Origin of the sequence: Mesorhizobium sp. M0037 (genome assembly GCF_040323635.1) — a bacterium.
In the GTDB taxonomy this organism is placed as follows: domain Bacteria; phylum Pseudomonadota; class Alphaproteobacteria; order Rhizobiales; family Rhizobiaceae; genus Mesorhizobium.
On sequence record NZ_JAMYVB010000033.1, the window covers coordinates 25,195 to 42,504 of the forward strand.

The 17,310-nt window shown below is 63.2% G+C and carries 10 protein-coding genes; all 10 read left to right on the forward strand.

Annotated elements, in window-relative coordinates:
* The first annotated feature begins 147 nt into the window (after nt 1-147).
* The 10 genes from NKJ78_RS29855 (at nt 148) to NKJ78_RS29900 (ending at nt 17,171) form a co-directional block, all read left to right on the forward strand.
* Entirely contained in the window at nt 148-1,209 is a 1,062-nt protein-coding gene (locus NKJ78_RS29855) for an ABC transporter permease (protein ID WP_352459686.1), read from the forward strand.
* Complete coding sequence (locus NKJ78_RS29860) at nt 1,206-1,988, forward strand: ATP-binding cassette domain-containing protein (RefSeq protein ID WP_023670726.1); 783 nt, start codon at nt 1,206-1,208, stop codon at nt 1,986-1,988. The genes NKJ78_RS29855 and NKJ78_RS29860 overlap by 4 nt, the downstream gene beginning before the upstream one ends.
* 140 nt (nt 1,989-2,128) lie before the next feature.
* Nucleotides 2,129-4,591, forward strand: coding sequence for a glycogen/starch/alpha-glucan phosphorylase (locus tag NKJ78_RS29865; protein WP_352459685.1), 2,463 nt, complete (start codon nt 2,129-2,131; stop codon nt 4,589-4,591).
* Nucleotides 4,592-4,662: 71 nt separating this feature from the next.
* Nucleotides 4,663-6,876 (forward strand): 1,4-alpha-glucan branching protein GlgB, encoded by a 2,214-nt coding sequence (glgB, locus tag NKJ78_RS29870; protein ID WP_023833071.1) that lies wholly within the window; start codon nt 4,663-4,665, stop codon nt 6,874-6,876.
* 84 nt (nt 6,877-6,960) lie between these two features.
* The gene (gene glgC / locus NKJ78_RS29875) at nt 6,961-8,226 is read left to right on the forward strand and encodes a glucose-1-phosphate adenylyltransferase (protein WP_023715696.1); all 1,266 of its coding nucleotides are present in this window, start codon (nt 6,961-6,963) and stop codon (nt 8,224-8,226) included.
* A gap of 19 nt (nt 8,227-8,245) precedes the next feature.
* A complete protein-coding gene (glgA, locus tag NKJ78_RS29880) occupies nt 8,246-9,691 on the forward strand; it encodes a glycogen synthase GlgA (RefSeq protein WP_352459684.1) in 1,446 nt (481 codons plus the stop codon).
* A 3-nt stretch (nt 9,692-9,694) separates the two neighbouring features.
* Nucleotides 9,695-11,323 carry an alpha-D-glucose phosphate-specific phosphoglucomutase gene (locus NKJ78_RS29885; protein WP_352459683.1) on the forward strand — a complete coding sequence of 543 codons (1,629 nt, stop codon included), beginning with the start codon at nt 9,695-9,697 and terminating at the stop codon, nt 11,321-11,323.
* A gap of 157 nt (nt 11,324-11,480) precedes the next feature.
* Nucleotides 11,481-13,481 (forward strand): glycogen debranching protein GlgX, encoded by a 2,001-nt coding sequence (glgX, locus tag NKJ78_RS29890; protein ID WP_352459682.1) that lies wholly within the window; start codon nt 11,481-11,483, stop codon nt 13,479-13,481.
* Nucleotides 13,481-15,130, forward strand: a complete 1,650-nt coding sequence (gene bglA / locus NKJ78_RS29895) for a beta-galactosidase BglA (RefSeq protein ID WP_023698150.1) — start codon at nt 13,481-13,483, stop codon at nt 15,128-15,130. The genes glgX and bglA overlap by 1 nt, the downstream gene beginning before the upstream one ends.
* A gap of 448 nt (nt 15,131-15,578) precedes the next feature.
* A complete protein-coding gene (locus NKJ78_RS29900) occupies nt 15,579-17,171 on the forward strand; it encodes a peptide ABC transporter substrate-binding protein (protein WP_352562770.1) in 1,593 nt (530 codons plus the stop codon).
* The last annotated feature ends 139 nt before the right edge of the window (nt 17,172-17,310 follow it).

Genomic DNA, 17,310 nt, shown 5'->3' on the forward strand with positions numbered 1-17,310 from the left:
CTGTCTGACAGCCAGCGACAAGCTGACGGCCGGGGGCTTGATCCCCGGCCGCTTCGGGTGGACGATGCGTCACGCGAATAATCCCGGCAGCAGACCGGACAGGCGCGAGCGGGTATCGGCATGGAGCTGAAGCCCAGGGGAGGAAACATGGCTCAAGCACAGGAATTCGAGAAGGTTCTCTCGAGCAGCGACACAAGCGTTGCCGCCTTTGACGAGCACAAATCGGCCGTCAAGCGGATCCAGCATTTCCTGCACTCCACGCCGGCGGCCGTGCCGCTGATTGTGCTGGTCTTGTCGATCGTCATTTTCGGCATCGCCATTGGCGGGCGTTTCTTCTCATCCTATACGCTGACGCTGATCCTGCAGCAGATCGCCATCGTCGGCATCCTCGGTGCCGCGCAGACACTGGTCATCCTGACCGCCGGCATCGACCTGTCGATCGGCGTGATCATGGTGATTTCAGCCGTGATCATGGGCAATTGCGCGGTCAGCTACGGCATGCCGGCCGTGCTCGCAGTGCCCATCGGGCTTGCCGCCGGCGCAGCCTGCGGCCTGCTCAACGGTTTGCTGGTCGCCTACATGAAGCTGCCGCCGTTCATCGTCACGCTCGGCACCTGGAACATCGTCATGGCGACGAACTTCATCTATTCGGCCAACGAGACGATCCGCGATACCGATGTCGACGCCCAGGCGCCGCTGCTGCATCTCTTTGCCCTGAGTTTCAAGATCGGCACGGCGGTGCTGACACTGGGCGTCATCGCCACGGTCGTGCTCGTTTTGATCCTCTGGTACGTGCTCAATCACACCGCCTGGGGCCGCCATGTCTACGCCGTTGGCGATGATCACGAGGCGGCGAAGCTGTCTGGTATCCAGACCAAGAAAGTGTTGATGACGGTCTACACCCTTGCCGGGTTGATCGCCGCTTTCGCTGCCTGGGTTTCCATCGGCCGCAACGGCTCGATCTCGCCGTCAGCCGCCGTCACCGACTACAACCTGCAGGCGATAACCGCGACGGTGATCGGCGGCATTTCACTGTTCGGCGGGCGCGGCTCAATTCTGGGCACCCTTTTCGGCGCGATGATCGTCGGCGTCGTCTCGATGGGCCTCAACATGCTGGGCGCCGATCCGCAATGGAAGGTGCTGCTCACCGGTGTGCTGATCATCGGCGCCGTGGCGATCGACCAATGGATCAGAAAGGTTTCGGCATGACCGTGGAACCCATCCTCACCGCGCGCGGCCTGATCAAGCGCTATGGCCGTGTCACCGCCCTCGACAATGCCGACTTCGACCTCTACCCCGGCGAAATCCTGGCCGTCATCGGAGACAATGGCGCCGGCAAATCATCGCTGATCAAGGCGATTTCCGGCGCCGCCGTGCCCGACGAAGGCGAGATCCGTCTTGAAGGCAAGGCTGTCGCTTTTAAATCGCCCATGGAGGCGCGCGAGGCGGGCATCGAGACGGTCTACCAAAACCTGGCTTTGTCGCCGGCCCTGTCGATCGCCGACAACATGTTCCTCGGCCGCGAGATCCGCAAACCCGGCTTCCTCGGCGACTGGCTTCGTATGCTCGACCGGCCCGCAATGGAAAAGCGCGCCCGCGACAAACTCACCGAGCTTGGGCTGATGACCATCCAGAACATCAGCCAGGCGGTGGAAACGCTGTCCGGCGGCCAGCGCCAGGGCGTTGCGGTGGCGCGCGCCGCCGCTTTCGGCAGCCGCGTGGTGATCATGGACGAACCGACTGCGGCACTCGGCGTCAAGGAGAGCCGCCGCGTGCTGGAACTGATCCTCGACGTCAAGAAGCGAGGCCTGCCGATCGTGCTGATCTCGCACAACATGCCGCATGTCTTCGAGGTTGCCGACCGCATCCATATCCATCGGCTCGGCCGCCGCCTCTGCGTCATCGATCCCAAGCAATATACCATGTCCGACGCCGTCGCCTTCATGACCGGAGCGAAGGTTCCGCCGGAGGCTGCACTCGCTGCCTGATCCGCTCGACGGATAAATTGCCGCAGGGGAACTGGCGGCATGCTGGTCTAAATCGATTGAACGTATGTTGCGATGCACTAGGATAGGCTGGGACTGAGAGCGAAAGCCGGTATGATCGCAGCACGATCACGAGAGGCAGTATGACGCGAACAATGACAGCCAAAGCCCCCGATCTCGAAATACCCGATCCCAAGACGCTGGCCGACGAAGTCTTGCTGGCTCTCAAATACCGGGTCGGCAAAGGCACCTCCGTTGCCACGCAATATGATTGGCTGACAGCCTCGATCAAGGTCGTGCGCGACCGCATCGTCGATCACTGGATGCAGGCGACGCAGGAGGCCTACGCCCAGCAGGAAAAGCGCGTCTATTACCTGTCGCTCGAATTCCTCATCGGCCGGCTGATGCGCGATGCCTTCTCCAATCTAGGCCTGATGGACAATATGCGAGAAGCGCTCAAGTCGCTGGGCGTCGACCTCGACCTCATCGCCGGGCTCGAACCGGATGCGGCGCTCGGCAATGGCGGTCTCGGCCGGCTCGCCGCCTGCTTCATGGAAAGCATGGCGACCGTCGACATTCCCGCGCATGGCTACGGCATTCGCTACGCCAACGGCATGTTCCGCCAGGAGATCCATGATGGCTGGCAGGTCGAACTGCCCGAAACCTGGCTCGACCACGGCAACCCTTGGGAGTTTGAGCGGCGGGAGCGTGCCTTCGAGGTCGGCTTCGGCGGCTCGGTGGAATCGATCACCTCCAAGGATGGCCGGCTCGAGCGTCACGTCTGGAAGCCGACCGAGCATGTCCAGGCCGTCGCCTACGACACGCCGGTGGTTGGCTGGCGCGCCAACCGCGTCAACACGCTGCGGCTTTGGTCCGGCATGCCGGTCGATCCGATCCTGCTCGACAAGTTCAACGCCGGCGACCACATCGGCGCGCTGGCCGAAAGCAACAAGGCCGATGCCTTGTCGCGCGTGCTTTACCCCGCCGATTCCCACAAGGCCGGCCAGGAACTGCGGCTGCGGCAGGAATATTTCTTCTCCACCGCGTCGCTGCAGGACATCGTCCAGCGCCATCTCAGCCAGTATGGCGATCTCGCCTCGCTGCCCGACAAGGCGGCGATCCATCTCAATGACACCCATCCGGCGATCGCCGTGCCGGAGCTGATGCGCCTGCTGATGGACGTCCATGGCATGGATTTCGACCAGGCCTGGGATATTACCAAGCGCACCTTCGGCTACACCAACCACACGCTGCTGCCAGAGGCGCTGGAAAGCTGGCCGGTGCCGCTGTTCGAGCGGCTTTTGCCGCGCCACATGCAGATCGTCTACGCCATCAATGCGCAGGTTTTGCTTGAGGCCCGCGCCACCAACCAGTTTTCCAATGAGCAGATCAGCCGCATCTCGCTGATCCAGGAAAATGGCGACCGCCGCGTGCGCATGGGTAACCTGGCCTTTGTCGGCTCGCACTCGATCAATGGCGTGTCGGCGTTGCACACCGAACTGATGAAGGAGACGGTGTTTGCCGATCTCCACAAGCTCTATCCCGATCGCATCAACAACAAGACCAACGGCATCACGCCACGGCGCTGGCTGATCCAGTGCAATCCAGGCCTCACCGCGCTCACCCGCGCGGCGATCGGGGACCGTTTCCTCGACGACATCGACGCCATCAAGGGGCTCGAAGCCTTTGCCGGTGACTCCGCCTTCCGCGACAAGTTCGCCGCCGTCAAGCGCTCCAACAAGGTCAAGCTCGCCAATCTGGTCGCCGACCGGCTCGGCATCAAGCTCGACCCGTCGGCGCTGTTCGACATCCAGGTCAAGCGCATCCACGAATACAAGCGCCAGTTGCTCAACATCCTGGAAGCTATCGCGCTCTACGACCAGATCCGCTCGCATCCCGAGCTGGACTGGATGCCACGCGTCAAATTTTTCGGCGGCAAAGCGGCGCCCAGCTACCACAATGCCAAGCTGATCATCAAACTGGCCAACGACGTCGCCAAGGTCATCAACAGCGACCCGTCGGTGCGCGGGCTGCTGAAAGTGGTGTTCGTGCCGAACTACAATGTCAGCCTGGCCGAGGTGATGATGCCGGCCGCCGACCTGTCCGAGCAGATTTCGACTGCCGGCATGGAGGCGTCGGGCACCGGCAACATGAAGTTCGCGCTGAACGGCGCCTTGACCATCGGCACGCTCGACGGCGCCAATGTCGAGATCAAGGAATGCGTCGGCGACGACAACATCTTCATCTTCGGCCTGAGCACGGCGGAAGTCGCCGAGCGGCGCAGCAATGGCTACAACCCGCGCGCCGTGATCGAGGGCTCCCCTGAATTGGCGCAGGCTGTTGCCGCAGTATCGTCGGGCGTGTTCTCGCCCGACCAGCCGGATCGCTACCGCGAGCTGGTCGACGGTCTTTACAACAGCGACTGGTTCATGGTGGCGGCGGATTTCGACGCCTATGCCGCCGCCCAGCGCGATGTCGACGCCGTCTGGCGCAACAGCCCCGATTGGTACGCGCGCGCTATCCGCAACGTTGCCCGCGTCGGCTGGTTCTCTTCCGATCGCACGATCCGCCAATATGCGAAAGAAATCTGGAACGTGCCCGCCTGATATGATTGCATGAGGCCACGAGCAACGGGTCTTGTGCACAAGAACTGGTTCCCAGGGAGGGACACCGCCTGATGAAGAAACCGCGCGCGACCGCGACGACGAGCGGGTCGGACGGGCTGGCGTCAGCCGGCGATGTCGCCGCAATTGTTGCAGGCACGCATGGCGATCCTTTTGCAATCCTGGGCGTGCATGATGCCGGCAAGAGCCTGGTTGCCCGCTGCTTCGTCCCCAATGCCGAGTTCGTCACCGCATACACGCTGGCCGGCAAGAACGCCGGCGAACTCACGCGGCGCGACGACGCCGGTTTCTTCGAAGGCAGACTGTCGATCAAGAAGCGTCAGCCGCTGCGCTATCACGCCAAAAATGCCGGCGGCGACTGGTGGCTGACCGATCCCTATTCCTTCGGCCCGGTGCTCGGCCCGATGGACGACTACTATATCGCGCAAGGGTCGCACCTCAGGCTGTTCGACAAGCTCGGCGCCCATCTCCTCGACCATGAAGGCGCGTCGGGCGTCCATTTCGCCGTCTGGGCGCCCAATGCAAGGCGCGTCTCCGTGGTCGGCGACTTCAACGAATGGGACGGCCGCCGCCATACGATGCGCGACCGCCGCGACACCGGCATCTGGGAGCTGTTCATTCCCGATATCGGCGCCGGCCACCCCTACAAATACGAGATCATTGCCCCCGACGGCGTGCGCCTGCCGCTCAAGGCCGATCCGTTCGCCTTCAAGTCTGAACTGCGCCCGGCCACAGCCTCAGTGACGGCGGTGCCGCCGGCGCATGAATGGGGGGACGAAGCGCATCGCGCTTACTGGCGAAAGGCCGATCCGCGGCGGGAAGCCATATCGATCTACGAGGTCCATGCCGGTTCGTGGCAGCAGCACGATGATGGCAGCTTCCTGTCATGGGACGAACTCGCCAACCAGCTCATCCCCTATGCTGTCGAGACTGGCTTCACCCACATCGAGTTCCTGCCGATCTCCGAACATCCCTATGACCCGTCATGGGGTTATCAGACAACCGGACTTTATGCCCCCTCGGCGCGCTTCGGCGACCCCGACGGCTTCGCCCGTTTCGTCGACGGTGCGCACCGCGCCGGCGTCGGCGTCATCCTCGACTGGGTGCCGGCGCATTTCCCGGTCGACGCGCATGGCCTCGCCAATTTCGACGGCACCGCACTCTACGAGCATGCCGATCCGCGCAAGGGTTTTCATCCCGACTGGAACACCGCGATCTATAATTTCGGCCGCCGCGAGGTGGTGTCGTTCCTCGTCAACAACGCGCTGTTCTGGGCCGAGAAATACCATGTCGACGGTTTGCGCGTCGATGCGGTGGCCTCGATGCTCTACCTCGATTATTCGCGCAAGGCCGGCGAATGGATCCCCAACGAGAAGGGCGGCCGCGAAAACCTCGAAGCGGTGTCCTTCCTGCAGAAGATGAACAAGGAGGTCTACGGCCACCATCCCGGCGTGATGACCATCGCCGAGGAATCGACCTCATGGCCGAAGGTCTCGGCGCCGGTGCATGAAGGCGGGCTGGGCTTCGGCTTCAAATGGAACATGGGCTTCATGCACGACACGCTGGAGTATTTCGCCAAGGAGCCGATCTTCCGCAAGCACCACCACAACGACCTGACGTTCGGATTGACCTACGCTTTCTCCGAGAATTTCGTGCTGCCGCTGTCCCATGACGAGGTCGTGCACGGCAAGGGCACGCTGCTCGGCAAGATGGCCGGCGACGACTGGCAGAAGTTCGCGACTTTGCGCGCCTTTTACGCCTTCATGTGGGGGTATCCCGGCAAGAAGCTGTTGTTCATGGGCCAGGAATTCGCCCAGCGCCGCGAGTGGAGCGAGGCGCGCGCGCTCGACTGGAACCTGCTCGACTTCCACCCGCATCGCGGCGTCTGGCAGACGGTGCGCGACCTCAACTATCTCTATCGCTCGCGCCCAGCGCTGCATGCACGCGACTGCGAGCCGGACGGCTTCTCCTGGCTGATCGTCGACGACAAGGAAAATTCGGTCTTCGCCTGGCTGCGCAGCGCGCCCGGCGGCAACCCGATCGCCGTCATTTCCAACTTCACGCCAGTGCCGCGCGACAATTATCGCGTGCCATTGCCCAAGGTCGGCAAATGGCGCGAAATCATCAACACCGACGCTTCGGACTACGGTGGTTCGGGCAAGGGCAATGGCGGTGTGGTCGAAGCCAGGGCGGAAGGAGGAGGCATTTCGGCAACGATGCTTTTGCCGCCGCTGTCGACGATCATGCTTGAACTCGTTGCGGACTAGGTCCGTCAACTCGTTTCGGATTAGGTCCGTCGACTCGTTGCGGACCGGGCGATGCTCCAGACTGGTAATTTGGGAGGGTAAAAAATGGCAGACTTGAAGAGAACCCAGCCGCTGGCGCGCGATGCCATGGCCTATGTGCTGGCCGGCGGCCGCGGCAGCCGGCTCAAGGAATTGACCGACCGCCGCGCCAAGCCGGCTGTCTATTTCGGCGGCAAGACGCGCATCATCGATTTCGCGCTGTCCAATGCGCTGAATTCCGGCATTCGCCGCCTCGGTGTCGCTACCCAGTACAAGGCGCATTCGCTGATCCGCCACCTGCAGCGCGGCTGGAACTTCCTGCGCCCGGAGCGAAACGAAAGCTTCGACATCCTGCCGGCCTCGCAGCGTGTCTCGGAAACCCAGTGGTATGAAGGCACCGCCGACGCCGTCTACCAGAACATCGACATCATCGAGGCCTATGGCCCTGAATATATGGTGATCCTGGCCGGCGACCATATCTACAAGATGGACTACGAGCTGATGCTTCGCCAGCACGTCGACGCCAATGCCGACGTCACTGTTGGTTGCCTCGAAGTGCCGCGCTTGGAAGCGACCGGCTTCGGTGTCATGCATGTCGATGGCAAGGACAACATCATCGCCTTCGTCGAAAAGCCCGCCGACCCGCCCGGCATTCCCGACAAGCCGGAATTCGCGCTGGCCTCTATGGGCATCTATGTCTTCAAGACCAAGTTCCTGATGGAACAGCTGCGCCGCGATGCGGCCGAGCCGGGTTCGAGCCGCGACTTCGGCAAGGACATCATCCCCTACATCGTCCAGCACGGTAAGGCGATCGCGCATCGCTTCGCCAAGTCCTGCGTGCGCTCGACGGCCGAGAACGAAGCCTATTGGCGCGATGTCGGCACGGTCGACGCCTACTGGGAAGCCAATATCGACCTGACCGACATCACTCCCGAACTCGACCTCTACGACCGCGACTGGCCGATCTGGACCTATGCCGAATTGAAGCCGCCGGCAAAGTTCGTGCATGACGAGGATGGCCGGCGCGGTTCGGCCGTCTCCTCGCTGGTCTCAGGCGACTGCATCGTCTCGGGTGCTTCGCTGAAGCGCAGCTTGATCTTCACCGGGGCGCGCATCAACTCCTATTCGACGCTGGAAGAGGTCGTCATGCTGCCCGACGTTCATGTCGGCCGGAACGCAAAGTTGAAGCGCGTCGTCATCGACCACGGTGTAAGGATACCGGAAGGGCTGGTGGTTGGCGAAGACCCTGTTCTCGACGCCAAGCGTTTCCGGGTCTCGGAAAAGGGCATCTGCCTGGTCACGCAGGACATGATCGACAAGCTGAAGCTGTAAGACGGGATACCATAAACGCATGCAGGTTCTGTCGGTCACGCCCGAGATATTCCCGCTGATCAAGACCGGCGGACTTGCCGATGTGACCGGTGCATTGCCGATCGCGCTGGCCGCCAAGGGCGTGACCATGCGCACGCTCATCCCCGGCTTTCCCCAGGTGATGGACGCCTTCAAGAAAAAGAAGGCTGTCTACCAATACCCGCTGCTGCAGGGCGGCAAGGCTTCGGTCCATGCCGTCAAGATCGCCGGGCTCGACCTGTTCGTGCTCGACGCGCCGCATCTCTACGATCGTCCCGGCGGCCCTTACGGCAATGCGGCCGGCGCCGATTGGCCCGACAATTGGCGGCGTTTTGCTGCGCTGAGCCAGGTCGGTGGCGATATCGCCGGCGGCGCCATTTCCGGCTACCAGCCGGATCTCGTCCACGCCCATGACTGGCAGTCGGCGATGACGCTGGCCTATATGCGCTACGGCAAGGCGGTCGGCGTGCCGTCGCTGATCACGGTTCACAACCTTGCCTTCCAGGGTCAGTTCGGCGCCGGCATTTTTGGCGAGCTCGGCTTGCCGGCCGCGGCGATGGTGCTCGACGGCGTAGAATACTATGGCGGCGTCGGCTTCCTCAAGGCCGGCCTGCAGGCGGCCTGGGCGATCACCACGGTGAGCCCCACCTATGCCCAGGAAATCCGCTCGCCGGAATTCGGCATGGGCCTCGACGGCCTGATCAACATGCGCTCTTCCGACCTCTACGGCATCGTCAACGGCATCGACACCGACATCTGGAACCCGGAGACCGACAAGCATCTGGTGTCGGCCTACTCCGCCGCGACGCTCAAGGCTCGGCTTCCCAACCGGGCGGTTGTCGAGGACCGCTTCAGCCTCGAGCGCGACGACAGTCCGATCGTCTGCGTCGTCAGCCGGCTGACCTGGCAGAAGGGCATGGACATACTGGCGGCTGTGGTCGACGGCGTCGTCGCCACCGGCGCGCGGCTGGCGATCCTCGGCTCAGGCGACGCCGGCCTGGAAGGCGCGCTGCTGGCTGCCACCGCCCGCCATCGCGGCCGTGTCGGCGTCGTCGTCGGCTATGACGAGGGGCTTTCCCACACCATGCAGGGCGGCTGCGACGCCATCGTCATCCCGTCGCGCTTCGAGCCTTGCGGGCTGACCCAGCTTTACGGCCTACGCTATGGCTGCGTGCCCGTCGTCGCCCGCACCGGCGGCCTTGCCGACACCATCATCGACGCCAATGAAGCAGCGATCTCGGCCGGTGTCGCCACCGGCTTCCAGTTCGCGCCCAATAGTGGCGGCGCCATGCTGCACGCCATCCGCCGGCTGGTCGATGCGCATTCGAGCCCGGCCGTCTGGGAACAGATCCAGCGCCAGGGCATGAAGGCCGATGTCTCCTGGGACAAGAGCGCCGACAAATACGTTGAACTCTACCGCCTGCTGCTTTCGAAAAGGGTTGCCTGAAGCATGATCCGGACCGTCGCCACCAAACCCTATCTCGACCAGAAACCCGGCACGTCCGGCCTGCGCAAGAAGGTGCCTGTCTTTCAGCAGGAGCACTATGCCGAGAACTTCATCCAGTCGATCTTCGACGCGCTGGAGGGCTTTGAGGGCAAGACGCTGGTGATCGGCGGCGACGGCCGCTTCTACAACCGCGAGGTCATCCAGAAGGCCATCGCCATGGCGGCGGCCAACGGCTTCGGCAAGGTGATGGTCGGGCAGGGCGGCATATTGTCGACGCCGGCGGCGTCGCATGTCATCCGCAAATACAAGACCTTCGGCGGCATCATCCTGTCGGCCAGTCACAATCCGGGCGGCCCGCACGAGGATTTCGGCATCAAGTACAATGCCGGCAATGGCGGCCCGGCGCCGGAAAAGCTGACCGACGCGATCTTCGAAAAGACCAAGACGATTTCGAGCTTCAAGACCGCCGACATCGACCAGATCGACATCGACAAGATCGGCACGGTGACCGCCGGCGGCATGGCGGTCGAGATTATCGACCCGGTCACCGACTATGCCGAATTGATGGAGAGCCTGTTCGACTTCGACGCCATCCGCGCCAATTTCAAATACGGCTTCCGCATGCGCTTCGACGCCATGCATGCGGTCACCGGCCCGTATGCCAAGGAAATCCTCGAGCGCCGGCTCGGCGCGGAGAATGGCACCTGCCGCAACTACAAGCCGCTGCCGGATTTTGGCGGCCATCACCCGGATCCGAACCTGGTCCACGCCAAGCATCTCTATGACGAGATGATGGGACCGGATGCGCCCGATTTCGGCGCCGCTTCCGACGGCGACGGTGACCGCAATCTCATCATCGGCAAGGGCATTTTCGTCACCCCGTCGGATTCGGTGGCCATGCTTGCCGCCAATGCGCAATTCGCGCCGGGCTACAAGGACGGCCTCAAAGGCATCGCCCGCTCGATGCCGACCAGCGGCGCTGCCGACCGCGTCGCCGAACAGCTCGGCATCGGCATCTACGAAACGCCGACCGGTTGGAAGTTCTTCGGCAATCTGCTCGATGCCGGCATGGCAACGATCTGCGGCGAGGAAAGCGCCGGCACCGGCTCGAACCATGTCCGTGAAAAGGACGGGCTGTGGGCGGTGCTGTTGTGGCTGAACATCCTGGCCGTGCGCGGCGAAAGCTGCAAGGACGTCGTCACCGAACATTGGGCGACCTACGGCCGCAATTACTATTCACGTCATGACTATGAGGAGGTCGAAACCGAGCGCGCCAACGCCCTGGTCGATGAACTCCGCGCCAAGCTGACCTCGCTGCCCGGCACCAGCGTGCGCGGCCTGAAGATCGCCAATGCCGACGACTTCGCCTATCACGATCCCGTCGACGGTTCGGTGAGCAAGAACCAGGGCATCCGCATCCTGTTCGAAGGCGGCTCGCGTGTCGTGTTTCGTTTGTCCGGCACCGGCACGTCGGGTGCTACGCTGCGCGTCTACATCGAGCGCTACGAGCCGGACAGAGCGCGGCATGACCTCGGCACGCAAGAGGCGCTCGCCGAGCTGATCGCGGCTGCCGATGATATCGCCGGGATCAAGAGCCACACCGGGCGCAACAAGCCGAGCGTGATTACTTGAGGGTGGTGACGTCTTTACCCTCCCCCTTGTGGGGAGGGTCGATCCGCGCAGCGGATCGGGGTGGGGGTGCTCGTAAAGCGCTTTCCCCGCGCCGACCCCCACCCCGCTCACTTCGTTCGCGACCCTCCCCACAAGGGGGAGGGTGGAGGATGCGCCGATGACCCAGCTCGGCGCAACCGTCACTCCCGAAGGCATCCGCTTCGCCGCCTGGTCGTCATCCGCGCGGCGCCTGTGGGTGTCGATCTTCGACGTCACCGGCGCCCGTGAAATCGACCGGCTCGAACTCCAGCCGGAAGGCGAGGGCGTCTATGCGCTGTTCGTCGCCGGCCTCGCTGCCGGCACCTGCTACGGCTTGCGCGCCGATGGCGACTATGCGCCCGAACGAGGCCTGTGGTTCGATCCCGACAAGCTGCTGACCGATCCCTACGCTGTCGAGATAGACCGGCCCTACCAGTATCGTTGGCGGCTTGCCGCCCGGCGCAACGAAGGCACCGATACCGCGCCGCTGATGCCGAAGACCGTCGCCCGCGCGCTGCCCAAGCCGCTGCCGGCCAAGGCGCCTTTGTTCCAGCCGGGCGGTCTGATCTACGAACTCAATGTCCGTTCCTTCACCAGACTGCATCCGGACGTGCCCCAAGCGCAGCGCGGCACCATTGCGGCACTTGCGCATCCGGCCATCCTCGAACACCTCAGAAAGATCGGCGTCTCCGCCGTTGAGCTAATGCCCGTGACGGCATGGATCGATGAGCGCCATCTACCGCCGCTCGGCCTCAGCAACGCATGGGGCTACAACCCAGTCACCTTCATGGCGCTCGATCCGCGGCTGGCGCCGGGCGGCCTCGCCGAGTTGCGCGATACTGTGGGGGTGCTGCGCAGGGTTGGCATTGGCACCATCCTCGATCTCGTCTTCAATCATACCGGCGAAAGTGACCGGCTCGGGCCGACGCTGTCGCTGCGCGGCCTCGACAATCAAGCCTACTACCGCAGCGAGCCGGACGGCAGGTTGGCCAACGATACCGGCACCGGCAATACCATTGCCTGCGACCATCCGGTCGTTCGCGACATGGTACTCGACACGCTGCGCCATTTCGTCCGCCATGCCGGCGTCGACGGTTTCCGCTTCGACCTGACGCCGGTCCTCGGCCGCGTCGCTGGCGTATTCGATCCGGCGGCTCCGTTGCTCGAGACCATCGCAACCGATCCCATGCTTGCCGACAGGGTGCTGATTGCCGAGCCGTGGGACATCGGCCCGAATGGCTATCAGCTCGGCAATTTCCGGCCGCCTTACCTCGAATGGAACGACCGCTACCGCGACGACGTCAGGCGCTTCTGGCGCGGCGATGCCGGCGCGGTCGGTGCGCTGGCGACAAGGCTCGCCGGCTCCTCCGATGTGTTCGGCAGGGAGGGCCAATCCGCCAGCCGCACGGTCAACTTCATCGCCGCACACGATGGCATGACGCTGGCCGATATCGTCGCCTATGAAGCCAAACACAACCAGGCCAATGGCGAGAAGAACCGCGACGGCCACAATGAGAACCTGTCCTGGAACAACGGCGTCGAGGGCGAAACCTCGGACAAGGCGATTGCCGAGGCCCGTTCCCATGATCGCTTCGCGCTGCTCGCCACTCTGTTTGCCTCGCGCGGCACCATCATGCTGACGGCGGGCGATGAGTTCGGCCGCACGCAAGGGGGCAACAACAACGCCTATGCGCAGGACAACGCCATCACCTGGCTCGACTGGGCCGGGCGCGACGTCGGGCTGGAAGCCCATGTGTCCGCGCTCGCAGCTCTGCGCGGCGCGGTGCCGGCGCTTTCCGATACGCGCTTCCTGACCGGAGAGCCGCCGGCCGGTTCTGAAACGCCCGACGTCGCCTGGCTGACCGAGACCGGCGCGCCGCTCAGCGAAGCCGACTGGAACGATGGCTCGCGCCATCGCCTCGTCATGCTGCTCGGCGATGGCGGCGAAGGCCGCCTGGCTGTGATCGTCAATGGCGATCGCCGCCAATGCGTCTTCACGCTGCCCGCGCGGCAAGGGTTTGAATGGCAGCCGGCTGTTCAAGCGCAAGCGGTCGACCTCGCGTGGCCGCTGCCCGGCCGCAGTGTCAGCTTCATGATCGAGCGCCGGACCGCAAAGGCCCGCGCCAGGAAGGGTCCGTGATGGCCGACGACAATGCCCAGCCGGGACCCGAACAGAGCGCCGACTGGTGGCGCGGCTGCGTCATCTACCAGATCTATCCTCGCTCCTTCCAGGACACCACCGGCGACGGCAGCGGCGACCTCTCAGGCATCACCTCACGGCTGGCGCACGTCGCCTCGCTCGGCGTCGACGCCGTCTGGCTGTCGCCCTTCTTCAAATCGCCAATGGCCGATATGGGCTACGACGTCTCCGACTATCAGGCGGTCGATCCGATGTTCGGCACGCTCGACGACTTTGACGCGCTGGTTGCCGAGGCGCACAGGCTCGGCCTGAAGGTGATCATCGATCAGGTGTTGTCGCACTCCTCCGACAAGCACGAATGGTTTGTAGAGAGCCGTGCCAGCAAGGATAATCCCAAGGCTGACTGGTATGTCTGGGCCGACACCAGGCCGGACGGCAACGCGCCCAACAACTGGCTGTCGGTCTTCGGCGGCCCGGCCTGGGAGTGGGACGCGACCCGCCGGCAATACTACATGCACAATTTCCTCGCCTCGCAGCCGGACCTCAACTTCCACAATCCTGAGGTTCAAGACGCGTTGTTGCAGACGGTGCGGTTCTGGCTCGAGCGCGGCGTCGACGGCTTCCGCCTGGATACGGTCAACTACTATGTCCACGACCGCTGGCTGCGCAGCAATCCGCCGCTGGCGTCGAGCGTCGCCGGCACCAATGGCGAAACCAACACCTATCTCTTCCAGGAGCATCTGTTTGACAAGACGCAACCGGAAAACCTCGGTTTCCTCAGGCGCTTCCGCGCTTTGCTCGACGAATATGACGGCCGCGCCAGTGTCGGCGAGGTCGGCGACGAAGGCCGTTCGCTGCAGACGCTGGCCGCCTACACATCCGGCGGCGACAAGCTCAACATGTGCTACACCTTCGACCTGCTCGGTCAGCAATTCTCAGCCGCCCATGTGCGCGGCTGCGTCGAGGCCTTCGAGGCAGCTGTCGCCGACGGCTGGGTCTGCTGGGCGTTCTCCAACCATGATGTCGTGCGCCATGTCAGCCGCTGGACGCGGCCGGGCGGCGATCCAGATGCGGTGGCGACATTCGCTATCGCTTTGCTCTCCTGCCTGCGGGGCTCGATCTGTCTCTACCAAGGCGAAGAGCTTGGGCTGGAGGAGGCGGAACTGACCTTCGAGGATCTGCGCGATCCCGTCGGCATCCGTTTCTGGCCGGGGGTAAAGGGCAGGGACGGCTGCCGCACACCGATGGTCTGGGAAGCGGGCGCCGACAATGCCGGTTTTTCCTCGGGAAAACCCTGGCTGCCGGTGCCGGAAAGCCACCGCGCTCGGGCGGTCGATATCCAGAACGCCGACGACAAGTCCGTGCTCGCCGGCTACCGGACGATGCTCGCCTTGCGCAAGGCGCATCTGGCGCTGGTCAAGGGCCCGATCCGCTTTCTTGATGCCGACGGCGATGTCCTTGCCTTCATCCGGCAGGGTGAGGACGCGATATTGCTCTGCGTCTTCAATTTCGCCGACAAGCCGGCCGACTGGCGGCTGCCGCCGGATCTCCAGCCTGTCGAGACGATCGCTCAGGGTGGCGGTGCCGTCCTGCAGGAGGAGGGGCTGTTGCTGCCGGCCCTGGGCTGGTTTGTCGGCAAGGTAGGCTGATCTTTCAGGGACGCCGTCCGGCGTCAACAAAGATCGTGTCCGCATGCAACCGTGCCGAGTGATCCGTGCAACGCCACCGGCGCCATGGTTTTCATTTTCGGGCTTCTTCGGTACTTTCGTCGAGCTTGGCCACGAACGGCATTCCTGGAATGTTTCCAGATGGTTGCGCTAATGACAACTGCTGAGGGCAAAACGCAAAATACAGGACAACCGCAAGCTGCACCCAATTGAACCTGGTAATATAGATTAGCTATGGCTGGTTTAGGGTGAGGATGCTCACTTAGCGTCAAGCAAGACTCGGTTGAAATAATATTTCCGTCTGTCTAGTCTCCTGCCACCAGCTGCCGGAACGGGAACCGGCGGCGCGCTCGAAGGGGCCAGAAATCGGTTCCGGGGCGTCAACACTCGTAAGGCGCAGCCGATGGGCAGCGCCACAGGGAGAGACTTCATGCTGAAAAATATGCTGAAGGCGACGCTTGTCGCCGCGACCATGACCTTTGCCGCAGGCACGTTCCTGACGCCGGCCCTTGCCGAGACCGTCTATAACAGAGGCAGCGCCGCCGAAGCGGAGACGGTCGATCCGCACAAGACCTCGACCGTCTACGAAGCCGATATCATACGCGACCTGTTCCAGGGACTGGTCATGCACGATCAGAAGACGAACCTCATCCCGGGCGCCGCCGAAAGCTGGACGGTATCGGATGACGGCACCGTCTACACCTTCAAGCTGCGCAAGGACGGCTTGTGGTCGGATGGCAGCCCGGTGACGGCGGACGACTTCGTCTATTCCTTCCGTAGGCTGGAGGATCCGGCGACCGCCGCCGAATACGCTTCCATGCTCTATCCCGTGAAGAACGCCGAGGAAGTCAACACCAAGAAAGGCAAGCCCGAGGACATGGGCGTCAAGGCGGTCGACGCCAACACCCTGGAAGTGACGCTGAAGGCGCCGACGCCATACTTCCTGGAGATGCTGACCCACCAGGCTACCTACCCGGTCAACAAGGCCTCGATCGACAAGCTCGGCGCCGACTGGATCAAGGCGGGCAATCTCGTTTCGAACGGCGCCTATACATTGGCCGAGTGGATTCCCAACGACCACATGAAGCTGGTCAAGAATCCGAAATTCTGGGATGCCGCGACCGTCAAGATGGACGTCGTCAACTACATCCCGACCGAAGACCGCTCTTCGGCGATGAAGCGCTTCGAGGCAGGCGAACTCGACAGCTACGGCGACCTGCCGACCGAACAGCTCGCTGACCTCAAGACCAAGTTCGGCGATCAGGTCCGCGTCGGACCGTATCTCGGCACCTATTATTACGCGATCAAGACCGACAAGGCGCCCTGGGACAATGTCGAGCTGCGCAACGCCATCTCGATGGCTATCGACCGCGACTTCCTGGCCGAAAAGGTCTGGCAGAATTCCATGCTGCCTGGCTATTCGATGGTGCCTCCGGGCATCGCCGGCTACACGCCGGCAATGGCCAAATACGCCGACATGCCGCAGATCGACCGCGAGGACGCCGCCAAGAAGATCCTTGAGAAACTCGGCTATACGCCCGAGCATCCGCTGAAGATGGAGATCCGCTACAACACCTCGGAAAACCACAAGAACACCGCGGTTGCCATCCAGGAACAGTTGAAGCCGCTTGGCGTCGAGATCACGCTGCTCAACACCGATACCAAGACCCACTATTCCTTCCTCGAGCAGAAGGGCAACTACGACGTGGCGCGTGCCGCCTGGATCGCCGACTACAAGGATCCCGAGACCTTCCTCGGCATCACCCGCAAGGCCAGCGGCAACAACTATTCGAACTACGTCAGCCCGGCATATGAGGCGGCCATGGACAAGGCCGCGGCTGCCGGCGGCAAGCCGGAAGAGCGCATGAAGGACCTCACTGAGGCCGAGCGCATCCTTGTCGATGACGTCGGCAACATTCCGCTTCTCTACTACAGCTTCCACGATATCGTTTCCTCGAAGCTGCATGGCTTCGATGACAATGTGATGGACATCCATCCGTCCCGCTTCGTCTCCAAGGACTGATAATCATCCTTGACTGGACCGCCGCGCCCCCAATTGGGGGGGGGGGGGGGGGGGGGAAAGGCCCCGGGCCCCAAAAGGGGTGGCGGTTTGGCCAGACCCCGGGGCGGAGTTTGGGCCCGCGGGGGGGCTAGGGGGCGGG

What these genes read in the sequence shown, in the direction of transcription:
- glgB (WP_023833071.1), top strand. Translation starts at nt 4,663, where the DNA reads ATGAAGAAACCGCGCGCGACCGCGACGACGAGCGGGTCGGACGGGCTG.
- glgX (WP_352459682.1), top strand. Translation starts at nt 11,481, where the DNA reads ATGACCCAGCTCGGCGCAACCGTCACTCCCGAAGGCATCCGCTTCGCC.
- NKJ78_RS29885 (WP_352459683.1), top strand. Translation starts at nt 9,695, where the DNA reads ATGATCCGGACCGTCGCCACCAAACCCTATCTCGACCAGAAACCCGGC.
- glgC (WP_023715696.1), top strand. Translation starts at nt 6,961, where the DNA reads ATGGCAGACTTGAAGAGAACCCAGCCGCTGGCGCGCGATGCCATGGCC.
- bglA (WP_023698150.1), top strand. Translation starts at nt 13,481, where the DNA reads ATGGCCGACGACAATGCCCAGCCGGGACCCGAACAGAGCGCCGACTGG.
- NKJ78_RS29865 (WP_352459685.1), top strand. Translation starts at nt 2,129, where the DNA reads ATGACGCGAACAATGACAGCCAAAGCCCCCGATCTCGAAATACCCGAT.
- NKJ78_RS29860 (WP_023670726.1), top strand. Translation starts at nt 1,206, where the DNA reads ATGACCGTGGAACCCATCCTCACCGCGCGCGGCCTGATCAAGCGCTAT.
- NKJ78_RS29855 (WP_352459686.1), top strand. Translation starts at nt 148, where the DNA reads ATGGCTCAAGCACAGGAATTCGAGAAGGTTCTCTCGAGCAGCGACACA.
- NKJ78_RS29900 (WP_352562770.1), top strand. Translation starts at nt 15,579, where the DNA reads ATGCTGAAAAATATGCTGAAGGCGACGCTTGTCGCCGCGACCATGACC.
- glgA (WP_352459684.1), top strand. Translation starts at nt 8,246, where the DNA reads ATGCAGGTTCTGTCGGTCACGCCCGAGATATTCCCGCTGATCAAGACC.